The following is a 15,427-nucleotide window of genomic DNA, read 5'->3' on the forward strand; positions in this document are numbered from 1 at the left end:
TCACGCTAGGCGGCACGCCTGCGGCGGACCTGGGCTTGCGGGGGCGGGCGGATGCGGATACCGGCGCCTCGGATCAGGCCGTCGCCACCCCGCCGAACTCCTCCATGCGGGCGGTGAACTCGTCGCGGTCGCCCTCCTCGAGGAGGCTGTTCGCGTAGCCGGCCAGGAACGCCCCCTGCGTCGGCGGCACGAGGCCGACGTCGTCCAGCATCCGCTCCACGGCGCCGGAGGGGTCGGAGTCGAGGTCGACGAGGCCGAGTTCGACGGCCGGCACGGCCTGATCGCTCGAGTACGCGGTGACGACCCAGAACGTCGCCCTCGCCTCCTCGGCGCCGAGACCGTCGTCGATTCCGTAGCCCAGCTGGGCCCACTCCGACGGCGAGTCGGCGATGTCGACGGTGTCGAAGCCGAGCGGCGCGAGCGTCGCGGTGAAGCGGTCGACGACGGCCTGCTTGTCGGCGTCCGTCGAGAGGTCGGCGGCGGCGTAGCCGGTGGCCGAGATGTAGTCGTAGAGGAGGGACGGGCCGCCGTAGAGGTTCTCGGACCGCTCGTAGTACTCGTCGTCGGCCGAGTCCCACTCGCCGATCAGGGCGGCCTCGACCGCGGCGACGGCCTCCTCCGAGAGGGCGAGCGCCTCCTCGGCGGAGGGCTGGTCGAGCACGTCGGCGGCGTCGCCGTCCTCGTAGCCGGGGTAGCCGTAGAGGGGGTCGGACGCGTCGCCCGGGTCCTCGCCGAGAGGGTCCTCTCCGAAGGGGTCCTCGAACGGGTCCTCGCCGAACGGGCCCTCGGCGCCGCCCGGGGCGGGAGCGCTCGTGGTCGCCGACCCCGCGGTGTCGAGCGCCGCACCGATGCCGAGCGCGAGCAGCGTTCCGAGCACACCGGTGTAGACCAGGCCGACCACCGCGCTGACCGCCAGCGCGGTCCAGGCGCCGGCGCCCAGCGGCGGGCGCTGGGGCGGTGCGGCGGGAGGGAACGGCGGCGGGTCCGTCGGGACCGGGCTCGTCGGGACCTGGCTCATCGGGTTCCTCCGGGTGTCGAGCGGCAGACCCCGCCAGTTTTGCACGCCCTGAAGATCGCACGGGAGCCGCGCGGTCCGGGCGTCCGCGCGGCCGGCCCGGAGGATGATGGCGGCATGGACGACGTCGTGCCCCCCTCCGCTCACCCCTCCCTCGACGAGGTCGACGCGGGCCTGCGCGTCGTCGCGCTGCCCCTGCTGACTCGGTTCCGCGGAGTCGACCACCGCGAGATCGCGCTGGTGCGCGGTCCGGAGGGTTGGACGGAGTTCTCGCCGTTCCTCGAGTACGGACCGGAGGAGTCGGCCGCCTGGCTCCGCGCCGCGCTCGACTACGGCTGGAACCCGCTGCCGACGCCGCTGCGCGACCGCATCCCGGTGAACGCGACCGTGCCCGCCGTCCGCGTGGACGAGGTCGCGGCGATCCTCGCGAGCTACCACGGCTGCCGGACGGCCAAGGTGAAGGTGGCCGAGCGCGGGCAGACGCTCGCCGACGACGTCGCGCGCGTCGCCGAGGTGCGCCGGGTCCTCGGGCCGGAGGGGCGGATCCGCGTGGACGCGAACGGCGGCTGGAACGTGGACGAGGCCGAGCACGCGGTGCACGCACTCGCCGAGTACGACCTCGAGTACGTCGAGCAGCCGTGCGCGAGCGTCGACGAGCTCGCGCAGCTGCGGAAGCGGGTGAAGTACATGGGCATCCCGATCGCGGCCGACGAGAGCGTGCGCAAGGCCGCCGATCCGCTCGCCGTCGCCCGGGCGGGAGCCGCGGACCTGCTCGTGGTGAAGGCGCAGCCGCTCGGCGGCGTGCACCGGGCCCTGGCGATCACGGCCGAGGCGGGGCTGCCGGCCGTCGTCTCGAGCGCCCTCGACAGCTCCGTCGGCCTCGCGATGGGTGCCGCCCTAGCCGCCGCGCTGCCCGAGCTGCCCTACGACTGCGGACTCGGCACCGCCTCCCTCCTCGCCGCCGACGTCACCGAGCGGCCGCTGCGACCGGTCGACGGGTCGATCCCGGTCGAGCGGGTCGAGGTGTCGGAAGCCCTTCTCGAGCGCCGTGCCGTCGCTCCCGAGCGCCTCGCCTGGTGGCGCGACCGCCTCCGCTCGGCGCACGCCCTGCTCTGAGGCCTGGGCTCGGCGGCCGTGCAGCGCTACCCTCACCGCATGGCCGGGGACAGCGGGATCGAGCGCCGGCGGGCGCTCCTCGAGGACCTGATCGAGGCGAGCGGGATCGACGGCATCGACATCGCGACCATGTTCGGCGCCCCCGCGATCCGCCTCCAGGGCACGATCGTGTGCTTCCTCGGCCACGACGAGCACCTGATCGTCAAGCTGACCCGGCAGGAGATGCTCGACCTGGTCGAGACGGGCGCGGCCGAGCCGGTCGTGATGGGGCGGCGGACGCTGAAGGAGTGGGTCTCCGTCCCTCCGCTCGCCGAGGATCCCGCCTCGCTCCGACGCTGGTCCGGGCACGTCGTCCGCGCGCTGGCCCTCGCTCGCGAGCGGATCGCGGCGCCCCCGGTGTGAACCGAGTGGTGCACTGCGGCATGATGGACCCCGCCCGGTCGCCGATGCCCGCGGCGCACCCCTCCCCCTCGAGCATCGGAGTCCCGTGACCGCACCGACCGTTCCCGTCTTCCTCGACTGCGACACCGGCATCGACGACTCCCTCGCCCTCGCCTACCTGCTCCGCTCTCCGCGCGCCGACCTCGTCGGCATCAGCACCGTCAGCGGCAACACGGATGCGCGCCAGGCCGCCGTGAACACGCTCGGACTGCTCGCCCTCGCCGGCCGCATCGGCGTCCCGGTCGCGGTCGGCGCCCACGACTTCCTCGAGGAGCCCTACGCCGGCGGCGCCCCGCACGTGCACGGGGACAACGGCATCGGAGGCGTCGAGCTCCCCGACGGCGGCAGCCCGGTCGACGAGGACCCGGCCGACCTCCTCCTCCGCCTCGCCCGGGAGCACGAGGGCGAACTGCGGCTGATCGCCGTCGGACCCCTCACCAACATCGCCCTCGCGCTGCGCAAGCACCCGGAGCTGCCGGGGCTGCTGCACTCCGTCACCGTCATGGGCGGAGCCGCACTCGTGCCCGGCAACATCAGCGCCGTCGCCGAGGCGAACATCTGGCACGACCCGGCCGCCGCGGCCGAGGTGGTCGCCGCCGACTGGGACCTCACCCTCGTACCGCTCGACGTCACGATGAAGCACCTGATGAGCCAGGAGCACCGCGCGATCCTGCTCGATTCCGGCGACCCGCTCGCCGAGGCGATCGGCGAGGCCCTCGACTACTACTTCGACTTCTACGTGGGCCACTTCGGCGAGCGCACCGCCGCGATGCACGACCCGATGGCCGCCGCCATCGCCCTCGACGCGATCGGCATCGCCTCCGCCCCGACCGTCCCGGTCGAGGTCGACGCCACCTGGGGCCCGGGTCGCGGGCAGACCCTCCCGGACCTCCGCGGCATCTACCGCGACGTGCACCCCGAGGGCTCCCGCACCCGCTTCGTGCTCGCCCTCGACGAGCCGTTCGCTCCGCACCTGATCGACGTCATCGTCTCGAACGCCTGACGCCCGCACAGAGAAGGCCGAGAGCCCCGGGCAGCCGCACTTCGGCGGATCCGGGGCTCTCGGCCTTCGTTCTGCGGCCCGCCCGTCGGCGGGTGCCGGTGGGGTCGATCGCAAGGCGGAGGAGGGGCGCGGAGCGGCGCTACGAGCCCCGACGACAACGCCGCGAGCGGCCCCGCCGGCGCCCGCCGACTACATGCCGGTGTCGAGGCCGGAGTAGGCGTGGAGCCCCTTGAAGAACACGTTCACCACGCCGAAGTTGAACATCACGGCCGCGAAGCCGATGATGGCGAGCCACGCCGACGGGGTGCCCCGCCAGCCGCGGGTCGCGCGGGCGTGGATGTAGCCGGCGTAGATGGTCCAGATGATGAACGTCCAGACCTCCTTGGTGTCCCAGCCCCAGTAGCGGCCCCACGCCTTCTCGGCCCAGACGGCGCCGGCGATCAGGGTGAAGGTCCAGAGGATGAAGCCGATGATCGTGACGCGGTAGGCGAGGTTCTCGAGCGTGAGCGCGCTGGGCAGCGTCTTCAGGAACCGCAGGACGGAGCGCGGGTTCTCCTCCGCCCCCTCGCGGCGGGCCTGCAGCAGCTGGGTGACCGACAGGGCGAAGCCGAGCGCGAAGAACGCGGTGCCGAGGATCGCCACGAGCACGTGGATGACGAGCCAGTACGACTGCAGGGCCGGCGGGAGCGGCACGACGGCCACGTAGTAGTTGACCGTCGCGATGCCCAGCAGCACCAGCACGAGACCGGTGATGAACGCTCCGAGGAAGCGGAGATCCCAGCGCAGCTGCACCACGAGGAACACGCCGATGATGATGAGCGTGCCCGTGAGCGAGAACTCGTACATGTTGGCCCACGGCACCCGACCGGCGGCCACTCCGCGCAGGACCGCGGCGGCGGCGTGCAGCACGAAGGCCAGGAGCGTGAGCGAGAACCCGATGCGCATCGTCTTCGAGCGGGCGGGGGCGTTGTAGACCTCGTCCTCGACGCGGCTGCCGAGCCCCGAGAGCGTCGCGGTGGGGCGACCCGTGCCGGCGGCGACGGTGGCCTTGCCGCTGGCCGCCTTGTCGGCGGCGGCGACGGACGCGACCCGCTCGGCCTCCTGCACGACTCCGAGCGCCTCACCGTCGGCCAGCGAGGACCGGCGCGCCAGGTCGATCGCGAAGAAGATGAAGGCGAGGGCGTAGATGCCCATCGCGGAGGACAGGGTCAGCACCGAGTACTGGGAGAGGGTCTCGATCACCGGACAAGGATAGGCGACGCTGCTCGGAACCACCCCTGCACGGATGCACAGGTTCGGCGGATCCGCGGGGTTCAGTCCAGCGGTGCGTGCCGGTCGGCGACAGTGCGGACCGCGCGCACGAGCTGCGGATCCTCACCGCGCGCGAGCCCCGCGTACTCGAGGCGCAGCGAGCCGTCCTCGGCGGGCGTCGCCTTGATCCAGACCCGTCGTCGGGGCACGAACAGGGAGGTCAGCAGCCCGGCGAGCACGAGGATCGCGAACAGGAGGACCCAGCCCTGGGTAGCGTCGTGGTGGATGTCGAACGAGGCGAACCGGCGCACGCTGTCGGTGCCGACGACCTCCGGGTCCGCTCCGACGTTGTCGAAGGTCACGGAGCCCAGGCCGTTGGGCAGCTGAGCGGTCTCGCCCGGCTTGAGCGTCAGCGGGGCGACACCGGTGTCACCGCCGGTGAGGCGGGTGAGCGAGTCGGTGTTCAGCACGTAGACCGAGGTGGGCACCCCGGCGTCCAGGCCCAGGTCGCCCGAGAAGACGTTGAGCGAGAGCACGGGGTACTGCAGGTCCGGGAAGATCGACGTCGAGGCGCCGGTCTGGAGCTCGTCCTGCGTGGGGTAGAAGAAGCCGGTCATGCCGATCTGCTCGGCGAGGCCGTCCGGGACCTTGACGACGCCGACCGACGTCAGGTTCGCGTCCTGCGGCAGGAACGGCACCGAGTCGGTGAAGATCGCGGTGCCGGAGGGGTCGCGCACCGTGATCGTCGGCGCGTAGCCGTTGCCGAGCAGGTAGACGTTGGTGCCGCCGACCGCGAGCGGCTCGTTGACCTTCACGGTCCGCTCCTCGGTGCCGCCGCCGCGCTGCGTCGTCGTGACGTTCGCGGTGAAGTCGATCGGCTGACCGAACGCCTCGCCCCGCTCGGTCACGTACTCCACGTCGAGGCCGTCGAGCGTCAGCTGGTACGGGTCGAGCTGCGAGCTGTCGAAGAAGCGCCCCGGGTTGAACGAGTCGTAGGCCGCCAGGTTGTTCGCGAAGCCCTGACCGCCCTCGACGAGCACGCGCTGCCCGCTGTAGCCGAACCCGCCGCCGATTCCGACGGCGACGAGGATCCCGACGAGCGCGGAGTGGAACACCAGGTTCCCGGTCTCGCGGAGGTAGCCGCGCTCGGCCGACACGCTGCTCCAGCGCCCGCGCGGGTCGTCGTAGCGCTCGACGCGGTAGCCCGCGCGGCGCAGCACGGCGTGCCCGGAGGCGATCGCCTCCTCCGTCGTCGCCCCCTCGACGTCGCGCACCGTGTAGCCCGCGAGGCGCTGCAGGCGCACCGGGGTCTTCGGCGGACGCGACCGCATCGCCTCGAAGTGGTGCTTCGTGCGCGGGATGATGCAGCCGATGAGCGAGACGAACAGCAGCAGGTAGATGCTCGAGAACCAGGCCGACGTGTAGGTGTCGAAGGCCTGCACGCTGTCGAGCAGCGGCGCCAGGTCGGGGTTGTCGATGAAGTACTGGGTGACGCCGTTGGGGTCGGACGAGCGCTGCGGCACGAGCGAGCCGGGCACCGCCGCGATCGCCAGCAGCAGGAGGAGGAACAGCGCGGTGCGCATGCTCGTCAGCTGGCGCCACATCCAGCGCAGCCAGCCGACGACGCCGAGCTTGGGCTGCGTGATCGTGTCGGCGTCGGAGTCGAAGTGGTCGGACGGGCGGAAGTTCGCGTCGGCGCGCTTCTGCGCGTCGACGTCGCTGCGATCAGATCGCGGGCTGGAAGCCATAGATCACCTCGCCGAGGGCTCCGTAGACGAGGGCGTTCCAGACGCCGGTGACCATCAGCAGGCCGATGACCACGAGGGCGACTCCGCCGATGATGTTGATCGCGCGGATGTGGCGCTTCACGAACGCGAGGGTCGACGTGACCCAGCTGAAGCCGAACGCGACCAGGAGGAACGGGAGGCCGAGGCCCAGGCAGTACATCAGCGCGAGCAGCGCTCCGCGCCAGGGCGAGCCGGCGCCGAGTCCGAGCGCCAGGATCGAGCTCAGCGTCGGGCCCAGACACGGCGTCCAGCCGATGCCGAAGACGATGCCGAGCAGCGGCGCCCCGATCAGGCCCGTCGCGGGGCGGATGCTCGGGCGGAGGGTCCGCTGGAGGAACGAGAACTGGCCGACGAAGACGAGGCCCATCGCGATGACGACCACGCCGAGGACGCGGGTGATGACATCGCTGTAGCGGCTCATCCAGAACCCGATCGACCCGGCGGCCGCTCCGTAGAGCACGAACACGAGGGAGAAGCCCAGCACGAAGAGCAGCACGCCCAGCAGCACCCGGCTGCGTCCGCGAGCGCGGCGCTCGTCGGCGTCCGTGAAGCCGCCGACGTACGCGAGATAGCCCGGCACGAGCGGCAGCACGCACGGCGACGCGAACGAAACCAGGCCGGCCAGCAGCGCGATCGGGACCGCGAGGAGCAGCTGACCGCTGATGACGATCTCGCCCACCGCGCTACTCCTCTTCCACGAGCGTGTCGCCGACGAGGGTCGACAGGATCGACGCCTCCTGCAGCTGACCCAGGATCCGGGAGGCCACGCGGCCCTCGCGGTCGAGCACGAGGGTGGTGGGCACCGCGTTCGGCGGGACCTTGCCGCTGAAGGCGAGCTGCGCGGATCCGTCGACGTCGACGATGGAGGAGTAGGTGATGCCGTAGGTCTTCGCGAAGGCGGCGGCCTGGGGTGCCTGGTCGCGCACGTTCACGCCGACGAACGAGACGTCCTGGCCGTCGAACTCGGCGTTCACCGACTCGAGGTCGGCGGCCTCGGCGCGGCACGGAGCGCAGCTGGCGTACCAGAAGTTGACGACGACGACGCGGCCCGCGAGGTCGTCGGAGTCGATCGCCTCGCCGTTCTCGTCGGTGCCTGAGAAGACGATCGGATCGCTGCGGTCGGTTGCCGCGATCTCGGTGACGGTCCCGTCGCCCGAGATGTAACCCTTGTTGCTGCCGCTGCGGTACTGGTCGGCGAGCGGATCCTGGGTGCAGCCCGCGAGGACGGCTCCGGCCACGAGCGCGAGGGCCGTGGCGGCGACGACGCGACGGCGCATCAGACAGCGCCCACGTCGGTCGCGAGCCCCTGGAGGCCCGCGGCGGGGTCGGAGTAGCCGACCTCGACGAAGCCGTCGCCCCGACGCTCGATCGTGGTGATGCTCGAGAGCGCGCACCGGCGCTTGCGCGGATCGTGGAAGAGCCGCTCCCCCGCGAGGGCGCGGTGCACGGTCCAGATCGGGAGCTGGTGGCTGACGATGACCGCGTCGCCCTCGACGGTGCTCTGCCACGCCGCCTCGATCGCCGCGTACATCCGCGCCGAGATGGAGAGGTAGGGCTCGCCCCAGCTGGGCTCGAACGGATTGCGCAGCCACGGCCAGTGCTTCGGGTTCTTCAGCGCCGAGCTGCGGGCGGCGAGGGACTTGCCCTCGAAGCGGTTGCTCGGCTCGATCACGCGCGGATCGCTCGTGATCTCGAGCTCGAACGCCTGCGAGATCGGCTGGGCCGACTCCTGCGTGCGCTGGAGCGGAGAGGCGACGAGCGTCGTCACGTGGCGGCGCCGCTCGAGCAGGTCGTCGGCCGCGGCGCGGGCCATGCGGTGGCCCAGCTCCGAGAGCCGGAAGTTCGGGAGTCGCCCGTAGAGGACCCGGTCGGGGTTGAACACCTCGCCGTGCCGCACGAGATGGATCTGATCGGCAACCACGAGCGTCAAGTGTACGGAACGCCGCGTGGGGGAACGCCGGGAACAGCGGGTCTGGGCGGGGGCTGAACGGGTGCTCAGCGCCGTGCTCTCACCGCCTGGCCAGCACTGCCGCCGAGATCCGTCGGACCAGCGCGTCCGGCAGGTGCTTCGCCACGGCGACCGGCACTCCGAAGCGCCACGACGGCACCGAGACGACCTGCCCGCGCGCCACGTCGCGGAGGAACTCCTCGACCACCGCATCGGCGTCGAGCCAGAGGAACGAGGGGATGGAGGAGGTGTCCATCGCCGCCCGCTCGTGGAACTCGGTGCGCACCCAGCCGGGGCAGAGGGCCGCCGCCCGCACGCCCGTGCCGCGGAGCTCCACCGCGAGCGACTGCGTGAACGCGGTCGCCCACGCCTTGACCGCGGAGTAGGGGCCCAGGTGCACGAACCCCGCGACGCTCGCGACCGTCAGGATCGCTCCGCGGCCCCGGGCGCGCATGACCTCGGCGGCCGCCCCCGAGAGCACGGCCACCGAGCGGACCATCACCTCGAACGCCGCGTCCTGCGCGGCGACGTCCGGCTCCGAGAAGCCGCCGTCGATCCCGAATCCGGAGTTGTTGACCAGCACGCGCACGGGCCGCTCCGGATCGACGAGCCGGGCCCGCACGCGCTCCACCTGCTCCCGATCGGTCAGGTCGGCCGGCAGCACCTCGACGTGCGGGGCGCCGAGCGCGCGGAACGCGGTCGCCGCCTCCTCGAGCCGCGCCTCGTCGCGCGAGACGAGCACGAGGCTCCAGCCGCGGCGCGCGAACGCCCGCGCGAAGGCGGCTCCGATGCCGGTGGACGCTCCGGTGATCAGTGCGGTGCTCATGCTCCGACGCTACCCGGCGCCCTCGGCCCCCGCGCCGCCCCGCGGGTAGACTCCCCTACCGTGACCGACGAGACCCGCCTCCCCCGAACCACCGTCAAGAAGCTCGCCGCGCTCGAGGACGGACCCGTCCGCGTGTCCGGCTGGGTCGAGACCGTGCGCGACCAGAAGAAGGTGCAGTTCGTGGTCCTCCGCGACGAGTCCGGCGCCGTGCAGCTGGTGAACCCGGCCGTCCGCGAGGCGGAGCAGGGCGACGAGGTCGCCGGCGCGAAGCTCGCGATCACCGAGGAGATCTCGGGCCTCGCCCAGGGCTCCTTCGTCACGGTGACCGGTCAGCTCAAGCACGACGAGCGCGTGAAGCTCGGCGGCATCGAGGTCAAGCTCGAGTCGCTCGAGATCGTCGCCGCGTCGATCCCCGAGGCGCCCATCGCCCCCGACTCCGGCATCGACAAGCGCATGGACTGGCGCTTCCTCGACCTCCGTCGCCCGGAGCAGAACCTCATCGCCCGCGTGCAGACCACCTTCGAGCACGCGCTGCGCACCTACTGGATCGACAACGACTTCATCGAGATCCACACCCCGAAGCTCATGGCGAGCGCCTCGGAGTCGCGGGCCGAGCTGTTCGAGGTCGAGTACTTCGAGACCAAGGCGTACCTCGCGCAGAGCCCGCAGTTCTTCAAGCAGATGGCGCAGCCCGCGGGCTTCGGCAAGGTGTTCGAGGTCGGGCCGGCCTTCCGCGCCGACCCGAGCTTCACCTCCCGTCACGCGACCGAGTTCACGAGCGTCGACTCCGAGGTCTCGTGGATCGAGTCGCACGAGGACGTCATGGAGCTGCACGAGCAGCTGATGGTCGCCGGCCTCACCGCCGTCGTCGAGAAGCACGGCGCCGAGGTGAAGGCGCTCTTCGACATCGACCTCGAGGTGCCCACCACCCCGTTCCCGCGCATCCCTCTCGCCGAGGCCAAGCGGATCGTCGCCGAGCGCGGCTACGAGGTGCCCCGCGCCGACGACGACATGGACCCCGAGGGCGAGCGCCGCATCGCGGCCTACGTGAAGGAGGAGTTCGGGCACGACTTCGTGTTCCTGACCGACTACGCCTCGAGCATCCGGCCGTTCTACCACATGCGCCGCGAGGGCGACGGGGCGATCACCAACAGCTACGACCTCATCTACAACGGCGTCGAGATCTCGACCGGAGCGCAGCGCGAGCACCGCGTCGACGTGCTGGTCGAGCAGGCCCGCGAGAAGGGTCTCGACCCCGAGGAGCTCGGCTTCTACCTCGACTTCTTCCGCTACGGCGTCCCGCCGCACGGAGGATTCGGCATGGGCCTCTCGCGCGTGATCATGCTGATGCTGCACCAGGCGAACCTGCGCGAGGTCACCTACCTCTTCCGCGGCCCGTCGCGCCTGCTGCCGTAGGCCGGGCCACGCACGAGACGGCCCGGTACCGTCGAGACAGCCCGTTCCAGCGGGACGTCTCGACGGCACCGGGCCGTCTCGTCGTCGGCGGCTCGAGTGCGGGAGCCGGGGTCAGCGCGGGAGGCGCTCGAACGGCACGCGGCGGCTGAGCCAGGCCAGCAGACCCGCGATCACCGCCGCGAGCGCCGCCGGGACGAGCAGGAGCCACAGGCTCGACGTCACCGCCAGGATCAGCAGGGCGACGGCCGCGATCCCCGCTCCGATCGCGAAGTTCCAGCGGACGTCCGTGACCACTCCCGGCTCGGGCCTCGCCCAGATCACGACCAGCGCCAGCGCGAGCGGCCCGAGCAGCAGGCCCAGCACGAACCAGCGCCAGCGCGAGCGCCCCTTCTGCTCCGCGAGCCCCGCGGTCACGAGCGCGAAGCCGATCCAGATCCAGCCGGTGTCGTTCCAGGTCGTCCCCATGCCCGGAGCCTAGGGCCTGGTCACCGGGGCGGCAGGACCATCAGGTCGAGGTAGTCCGTCAGGCACGCGACCATGTCGACCGCGTCGCACTCGAGGAGCCACTGCAGCTGGATGCCGTCCCACAGCGCGATGATCGACGCCGCCACCCGGTCGGGGTCGGCCCCTTCGCGCAGCCGCCCTTCGGCCTGCAGGGCGCGCAGGTCGTCGGCGTAGCCCTGGCGGAGCGACCGGAAGCGGCGGGCGAAGAACTCGCGGCCCGGATGATCGGCCGTGGTCGAGTCGCCGCACAGCACCGCGTAGAGCTCGATCACTCCGGGGGCCGTCTCGTTGTAGCGGGTCTGGCGCAGGATCCCCTCGACCATGCTCTCGTCGGGGTCGGGCGGAGCCGAGCCGTCGCCGGTGATGGCGTCGCGGTGCTCGAGCACCGCGAGCAGCAGGTCGGTCTTGGTCGGGAAGTAGTGCAGGAGGCTGGTCTGGCTGAGGCCCACCCGGTCGGCGACCTCCTGCAGCGAGCCGCGCGCGTAGCCGCGGGAAGCGAAGACCGCGTGGGCCGCCTCGATGATCGCGCGGCGCCGCTGAGCCGACTTCGCGTAGGGCCCCCGGCGGGTGCGGACGGGCTCGGTGGTCTCGGACATGACGCCTTCCTCCGCTGGTCACGAGAGCGGGAACCGCTCTCAGGCGGCCAGCGTAGCGCGCGCTCCGGCCGCGTCCCCACCAATTTCGAGCAGCTACTCGAATTTGTGATAGCGTCCGATCCACCGGGCCGGGAGACCTCCACGGCACCCATCCACGACGAAGTGAGGGACAGTGAAGCCGTTCACACGGAGACAGCTCATGGCCGCCGGACTCGGCACGGCCGCACTCGGGACCCTGGCGGCCTGCGCCACCCCGGGCACCACCTCGGTCAACACCGCGCCGGCGATCCCGGCCGCGAGCGGACCGATCCGCCTGCAGTACTGGGCCTGGCTGAAGGACCTGCAGAAGGTCTGCGATGTCTGGAACGCCTCGCATCCGGACGTCCAGGTCGACGCGGTCTGGATCCCCGGCGGCAACGCGGGCGGCTACCAGAAGCTGTACTCGGCCCTCGCGGCCGGCGGCGGACCGGACCTGGGCCAGGTCGAGATGCGCTCGCTGCCCGAGTTCATGCTCGTGAACGGGCTGGTCGACCTCAACCGCTACGGCGCGGCCGACTACGCCGACCTCTACGACCCCACTCTCTGGGGGCAGGTCAGCTACACCGGCGGCGTCTACGGGATCCCCCAGGACAGCGGTCCGATGGCCTTCTTCTACCAGCCCGAGGTGCTCGGGCGCGTGGGAGCCGAGCCGCCGCGCACCTGGGACGACTGGGCGGCGGTCGCGACCGAGCTGCGCGGCGCCGACTCCTACATCGACTGCTTCCCGCTCGCCGACGCCTCCGTCTTCGCGGCCTTCGCCACGCAGGCCGGCGCGCAGTGGCTGACGGCGGAGGAGGACGGCTGGGTCATCGACATGACCGACGAGGCCACGACGCAGGTCGCCTCCTTCTTCGACACCGCGATCGATCAGGACCTCGTCGAGACCGGCTACGGCGCCTACTCCCCCGCGTGGTTCGCGGCGGCGGCGACGGGCGGTATCGCCTCCTGCACCACGGGCAGCTGGGGCGACGCGCTCATCCAGGGCGTGAGCGGCGGCTCCGGCAAGTGGCGGGCGGCGCCCATGCCGGTCTGGGGCGACACGGGCTTCGGCTCGAGCTTCCTCGGCGGATCCACGGCGGCCGTCTTCGCCAGCAGCGCTCACCCGAAGGAGGCGCTCGAGTTCGCGGTGTGGATGACGACCTCGCAGGAGGGCATCGACGCGATGATCGCGAACAGCGGCATCGGCTGGTCGCCCGCCGTCGGCGAGATCGGCACCGCGCGCAAGGGACCGAGCGAGTTCTTCTCGGGCCAGAACTACAACGAGGAGATCCTCGTGCCCGCGGCGAAGGAGCAGAACCCCGACTGGTCCTGGTGGCCGGTCACCCAGCAGTCCTTCAACATCCTCAGCGACGGCTTCCGGAAGAAGGCGTCGGGCACCACCCTCGTCGACGCGGTCGCCGAGGCGGAGCAGCAGATCATCACGGTCTTCCAGAACAAGGGCCTCAGCATCAGGAAGGCCTCGGCATGACCACGACGACCTCCCCCGCTGCAGCCGCCATCGCGGCCACCGGCGACACCCGGAACCGCAAGCGCGGCGGAGCCCAGGGGCGCGCCCCGTGGATCCTGCTCGCCCCGTTCCTCGCCCTGTTCGTCCTCACCTTCATCATCCCGATCGTCGTGGCCATCGGCTCGAGCTTCACGAAGGTGACCCGCTCGGGCCTCTTCGGCGAGGCCGGAGTGACGACCGAGTTCGCCGGGTTCGGGAACTACGCGCAGGCCCTCGCCGACGGCAACTTCCTCGCCTCGATCGGCCGCATGTTCCTCTTCGGCGTCGTCCAGGTGCCGGTGATGATCGCGCTCTGCACCGTGCTCGCGCTGATGCTCGAGTCGGCCTCGGCCCGGTTCCCCGGGTTCTTCCGCGCGGCCTACTTCCTCCCCTACGGTGTGCCCGGAGTGATCGCGACGATCCTCTGGTCGTTCCTGTACGTGCCGGGGCTCAGCCCGATCATCGACGCGGCGAACGTGGTCGGTCTCGAGCCCGACTTCCTCGGCGCGGACTCGGTGCTGTGGTCGATCGCGAACATCTCGCTGTGGAGCTACACCGGCTACAACATGCTGATCATCGTCGCCCAGCTGAAGGCGATCCCGGTCGAGCTGTACGAGGCGGCGAAGGTCGACGGAGCGTCCACGTTCCGCGTCGCGCGCAGCATCCAGCTGCCGCTCATCCGCCCGGCGCTCGTGCTGACCACGATCTTCTCGATCATCGGCACCCTGCAGCTCTTCGCCGAGGCGCAGGTCCTCAAGACCGTGGCGCCCGCGATCGACAGCCAGTACACGCCGAACCTCAGCGCATACACCACCGCCTTCGCCTACAACGACTACAACGTCGCCGCCGCGCAGGCCGTGCTGATCGCCCTCGTCGCGTTCGTCCTCTCCTTCACGTTCCTCTCGATCTCGAACAGGAAGTCCTCATGAGCCAGGCGACGCGTACCGAAGCGCAGCCCACGACGACCGGAGTCGTCACCGCGAACCGGCCCGCCAAGGCGGGTCGCGGCCCCGACCGCTCGGCCGGCCGCAACCGCGCCTCCACGATCATCGTCACGGCGATCCTCGTGATCGTCGCGGTCTACTTCCTCGTCCCCGTCTACTGGGTCGTGGTCGCGGCGACGAAGACCACCGAGGACCTCTTCGCCACCTACGGCTTCTGGTTCGCGCCGACGTTCGCGCTCTGGGACAACCTCGGCCAGGTGCTGTCGTACGACGGCGGCATCTTCGTCCGCTGGTTCCTCAACTCGGTGCTCTACGCCGGAGTCGGCGCCCTGCTCGCGACGTACCTCGCCGCGGCGGGCGGCTACGCGCTCGCGAAGTACGAGTTCCGGGGCAACCGGCTCGTGTTCGGCACGATCCTCGCGGGAGTGCTCGTGCCCGGCACCGCGACGGCCCTGCCGCTGTTCCTCCTCTTCAGCCAGATGGGCATCGCGAACACGTACTGGAGCGTGCTGATCCCCTCGCTGGTCTCGCCGTTCGGGCTCTTCCTCTGCCGCATCTACGCGCAGGCGACGGTCGACACCGCGGTCATCGAGGCGGCGCGGATCGACGGGGCGAGCGAGCTGCGGATCTTCCACACGCTGGGGCTGCGCATCCTGACCCCGGCGCTGGTGACCGTGTTCCTCTTCCAGCTGGTGGGCATCTGGAACAACTACTTCCTGCCGCTGGTGATGCTGTCGGACACGGAGCTGTTCCCGATCACGCTGGGGCTCAACAACTGGCTCAGCCAGGTCGACCGCCTGCCCGAGTTCTACGAGCTGACGACCGGAGGCGTGCTGCTGTCGATCATCCCGCTGGCGATCGCGATGATCGTGCTGCAGCGGTTCTGGCGCGGCGGGCTCACCGAGGGGTCCGTGAAGTAGCTCCGTCGAGCAGCCGCGCCGAGCAGGAGGAGCGGAGGTCCCGGGGAGGAGGTGGAGGAGCCCCCCGGGGTCTCACGCCAGGGGGCTCCCGTGTAGCGGTGGAACGGTCTCGCTCTCCCGCTCGCCGACGTGAAC

At 71.3% G+C, this 15,427-nt stretch carries 16 protein-coding genes; 7 read left to right on the forward strand and 9 right to left on the reverse strand.

From position 1 onward, the window contains the following. Nucleotides 1-73: 73 nt before the first annotated feature. Nucleotides 74-1,018 (reverse strand): hypothetical protein, encoded by a 945-nt coding sequence (locus tag C1I63_RS01085; RefSeq protein WP_107573436.1) that lies wholly within the window; start codon nucleotides 1,016-1,018, stop codon nucleotides 74-76. A 114-nt stretch (nucleotides 1,019-1,132) separates the two neighbouring features. Here C1I63_RS01085 and C1I63_RS01090 point away from each other — a divergent pair, with 114 nt between their 5' ends. From C1I63_RS01090 to C1I63_RS01100, 3 genes are all read left to right on the forward strand, one after another. Further along, nucleotides 1,133-2,131, forward strand: a complete 999-nt coding sequence (locus tag C1I63_RS01090; protein ID WP_107573437.1) for an o-succinylbenzoate synthase — start codon at nucleotides 1,133-1,135, stop codon at nucleotides 2,129-2,131. Between the two features lie 39 nt (nucleotides 2,132-2,170). Then, nucleotides 2,171-2,533 carry a TfoX/Sxy family protein gene (locus C1I63_RS01095; protein WP_146168331.1) on the forward strand — a complete coding sequence of 121 codons (363 nt, stop codon included), beginning with the start codon at nucleotides 2,171-2,173 and terminating at the stop codon, nucleotides 2,531-2,533. An 85-nt stretch (nucleotides 2,534-2,618) separates the two neighbouring features. Further along, nucleotides 2,619-3,575 (forward strand): nucleoside hydrolase, encoded by a 957-nt coding sequence (locus C1I63_RS01100; protein ID WP_107573439.1) that lies wholly within the window; start codon nucleotides 2,619-2,621, stop codon nucleotides 3,573-3,575. A gap of 189 nt (nucleotides 3,576-3,764) precedes the next feature. Here C1I63_RS01100 and ccsB read toward each other — a convergent pair whose 3' ends face one another. The 6 genes from ccsB to C1I63_RS01130 all read right to left on the reverse strand — a co-directional run bounded on the left by ccsB (nucleotide 3,765) and on the right by C1I63_RS01130 (nucleotide 9,387). After that, nucleotides 3,765-4,817 carry a c-type cytochrome biogenesis protein CcsB gene (ccsB, locus tag C1I63_RS01105; protein WP_244906942.1) on the reverse strand — a complete coding sequence of 351 codons (1,053 nt, stop codon included), beginning with the start codon at nucleotides 4,815-4,817 and terminating at the stop codon, nucleotides 3,765-3,767. Nucleotides 4,818-4,888: 71 nt separating this feature from the next. Further along, nucleotides 4,889-6,574 carry a cytochrome c biogenesis protein ResB gene (gene resB / locus C1I63_RS01110; RefSeq protein WP_107573440.1) on the reverse strand — a complete coding sequence of 562 codons (1,686 nt, stop codon included), beginning with the start codon at nucleotides 6,572-6,574 and terminating at the stop codon, nucleotides 4,889-4,891. Next, nucleotides 6,552-7,292: a cytochrome c biogenesis CcdA family protein gene (locus C1I63_RS01115; RefSeq protein ID WP_055790466.1), complete on the reverse strand. Its 741-nt coding sequence runs from the start codon at nucleotides 7,290-7,292 to the stop codon at nucleotides 6,552-6,554. The genes resB and C1I63_RS01115 overlap by 23 nt, the downstream gene beginning before the upstream one ends. A 4-nt stretch (nucleotides 7,293-7,296) precedes the next feature. Further along, the gene (locus tag C1I63_RS01120) at nucleotides 7,297-7,890 is read right to left on the reverse strand and encodes a TlpA family protein disulfide reductase (RefSeq protein WP_107573441.1); all 594 of its coding nucleotides are present in this window, start codon (nucleotides 7,888-7,890) and stop codon (nucleotides 7,297-7,299) included. Beyond that, nucleotides 7,890-8,534 carry a histidine phosphatase family protein gene (locus C1I63_RS01125; protein ID WP_107573442.1) on the reverse strand — a complete coding sequence of 215 codons (645 nt, stop codon included), beginning with the start codon at nucleotides 8,532-8,534 and terminating at the stop codon, nucleotides 7,890-7,892. Before C1I63_RS01125 ends, C1I63_RS01120 begins: the two co-directional genes overlap by 1 nt. 88 nt (nucleotides 8,535-8,622) lie before the next feature. Then, a complete protein-coding gene (locus C1I63_RS01130; RefSeq protein WP_107573443.1) occupies nucleotides 8,623-9,387 on the reverse strand; it encodes an SDR family NAD(P)-dependent oxidoreductase in 765 nt (254 codons plus the stop codon). 60 nt (nucleotides 9,388-9,447) lie between these two features. Here C1I63_RS01130 and aspS point away from each other — a divergent pair, with 60 nt between their 5' ends. Further along, nucleotides 9,448-10,803 (forward strand): aspartate--tRNA(Asn) ligase, encoded by a 1,356-nt coding sequence (gene aspS, locus C1I63_RS01135; protein ID WP_107573444.1) that lies wholly within the window; start codon nucleotides 9,448-9,450, stop codon nucleotides 10,801-10,803. A 111-nt stretch (nucleotides 10,804-10,914) separates the two neighbouring features. On the opposite strand, the gene C1I63_RS01140 is transcribed toward aspS, so the two are convergent. Both C1I63_RS01140 and C1I63_RS01145 read right to left on the reverse strand, forming a co-directional pair. After that, nucleotides 10,915-11,268, reverse strand: a complete 354-nt coding sequence (locus C1I63_RS01140) for a hypothetical protein (RefSeq protein WP_107573445.1) — start codon at nucleotides 11,266-11,268, stop codon at nucleotides 10,915-10,917. Between the two features lie 20 nt (nucleotides 11,269-11,288). Further along, nucleotides 11,289-11,903: a TetR/AcrR family transcriptional regulator gene (locus C1I63_RS01145; protein WP_107573446.1), complete on the reverse strand. Its 615-nt coding sequence runs from the start codon at nucleotides 11,901-11,903 to the stop codon at nucleotides 11,289-11,291. Between the two features lie 172 nt (nucleotides 11,904-12,075). On the opposite strand from C1I63_RS01145, the gene C1I63_RS01150 reads away from it, so the two are divergent. The 3 genes from C1I63_RS01150 to C1I63_RS01160 are packed head-to-tail and all read left to right on the forward strand — an operon-like array spanning nucleotide 12,076 to nucleotide 15,292. Further along, a complete protein-coding gene (locus tag C1I63_RS01150; RefSeq protein WP_107573447.1) occupies nucleotides 12,076-13,410 on the forward strand; it encodes an ABC transporter substrate-binding protein in 1,335 nt (444 codons plus the stop codon). Further along, nucleotides 13,407-14,357, forward strand: coding sequence for a carbohydrate ABC transporter permease (locus C1I63_RS01155; RefSeq protein ID WP_107573448.1), 951 nt, complete (start codon nucleotides 13,407-13,409; stop codon nucleotides 14,355-14,357). Before C1I63_RS01150 ends, C1I63_RS01155 begins: the two co-directional genes overlap by 4 nt. Beyond that, the gene (locus C1I63_RS01160; RefSeq protein ID WP_055790439.1) at nucleotides 14,354-15,292 is read left to right on the forward strand and encodes a carbohydrate ABC transporter permease; all 939 of its coding nucleotides are present in this window, start codon (nucleotides 14,354-14,356) and stop codon (nucleotides 15,290-15,292) included. The genes C1I63_RS01155 and C1I63_RS01160 overlap by 4 nt, the downstream gene beginning before the upstream one ends. The last annotated feature ends 135 nt before the right edge of the window (nucleotides 15,293-15,427 follow it).

The sequence above is a fragment of the Rathayibacter caricis DSM 15933 genome, from assembly GCF_003044275.1.
GTDB lineage: Bacteria > Actinomycetota > Actinomycetes > Actinomycetales > Microbacteriaceae > Rathayibacter > Rathayibacter caricis.

What these genes read in the sequence shown, in the direction of transcription:
- C1I63_RS01085 (WP_107573436.1), bottom strand. Translation starts at nt 1,018, where the DNA reads ATGAGCCAGGTCCCGACGAGCCCGGTCCCGACGGACCCGCCGCCGTTC.
- C1I63_RS01130 (WP_107573443.1), bottom strand. Translation starts at nt 9,387, where the DNA reads ATGAGCACCGCACTGATCACCGGAGCGTCCACCGGCATCGGAGCCGCC.
- C1I63_RS01160 (WP_055790439.1), top strand. Translation starts at nt 14,354, where the DNA reads ATGAGCCAGGCGACGCGTACCGAAGCGCAGCCCACGACGACCGGAGTC.
- C1I63_RS01090 (WP_107573437.1), top strand. Translation starts at nt 1,133, where the DNA reads ATGGACGACGTCGTGCCCCCCTCCGCTCACCCCTCCCTCGACGAGGTC.
- C1I63_RS01155 (WP_107573448.1), top strand. Translation starts at nt 13,407, where the DNA reads ATGACCACGACGACCTCCCCCGCTGCAGCCGCCATCGCGGCCACCGGC.
- C1I63_RS01145 (WP_107573446.1), bottom strand. Translation starts at nt 11,903, where the DNA reads ATGTCCGAGACCACCGAGCCCGTCCGCACCCGCCGGGGGCCCTACGCG.
- C1I63_RS01095 (WP_146168331.1), top strand. Translation starts at nt 2,171, where the DNA reads ATGGCCGGGGACAGCGGGATCGAGCGCCGGCGGGCGCTCCTCGAGGAC.
- C1I63_RS01140 (WP_107573445.1), bottom strand. Translation starts at nt 11,268, where the DNA reads ATGGGGACGACCTGGAACGACACCGGCTGGATCTGGATCGGCTTCGCG.
- C1I63_RS01120 (WP_107573441.1), bottom strand. Translation starts at nt 7,890, where the DNA reads ATGCGCCGTCGCGTCGTCGCCGCCACGGCCCTCGCGCTCGTGGCCGGA.
- resB (WP_107573440.1), bottom strand. Translation starts at nt 6,574, where the DNA reads ATGGCTTCCAGCCCGCGATCTGATCGCAGCGACGTCGACGCGCAGAAG.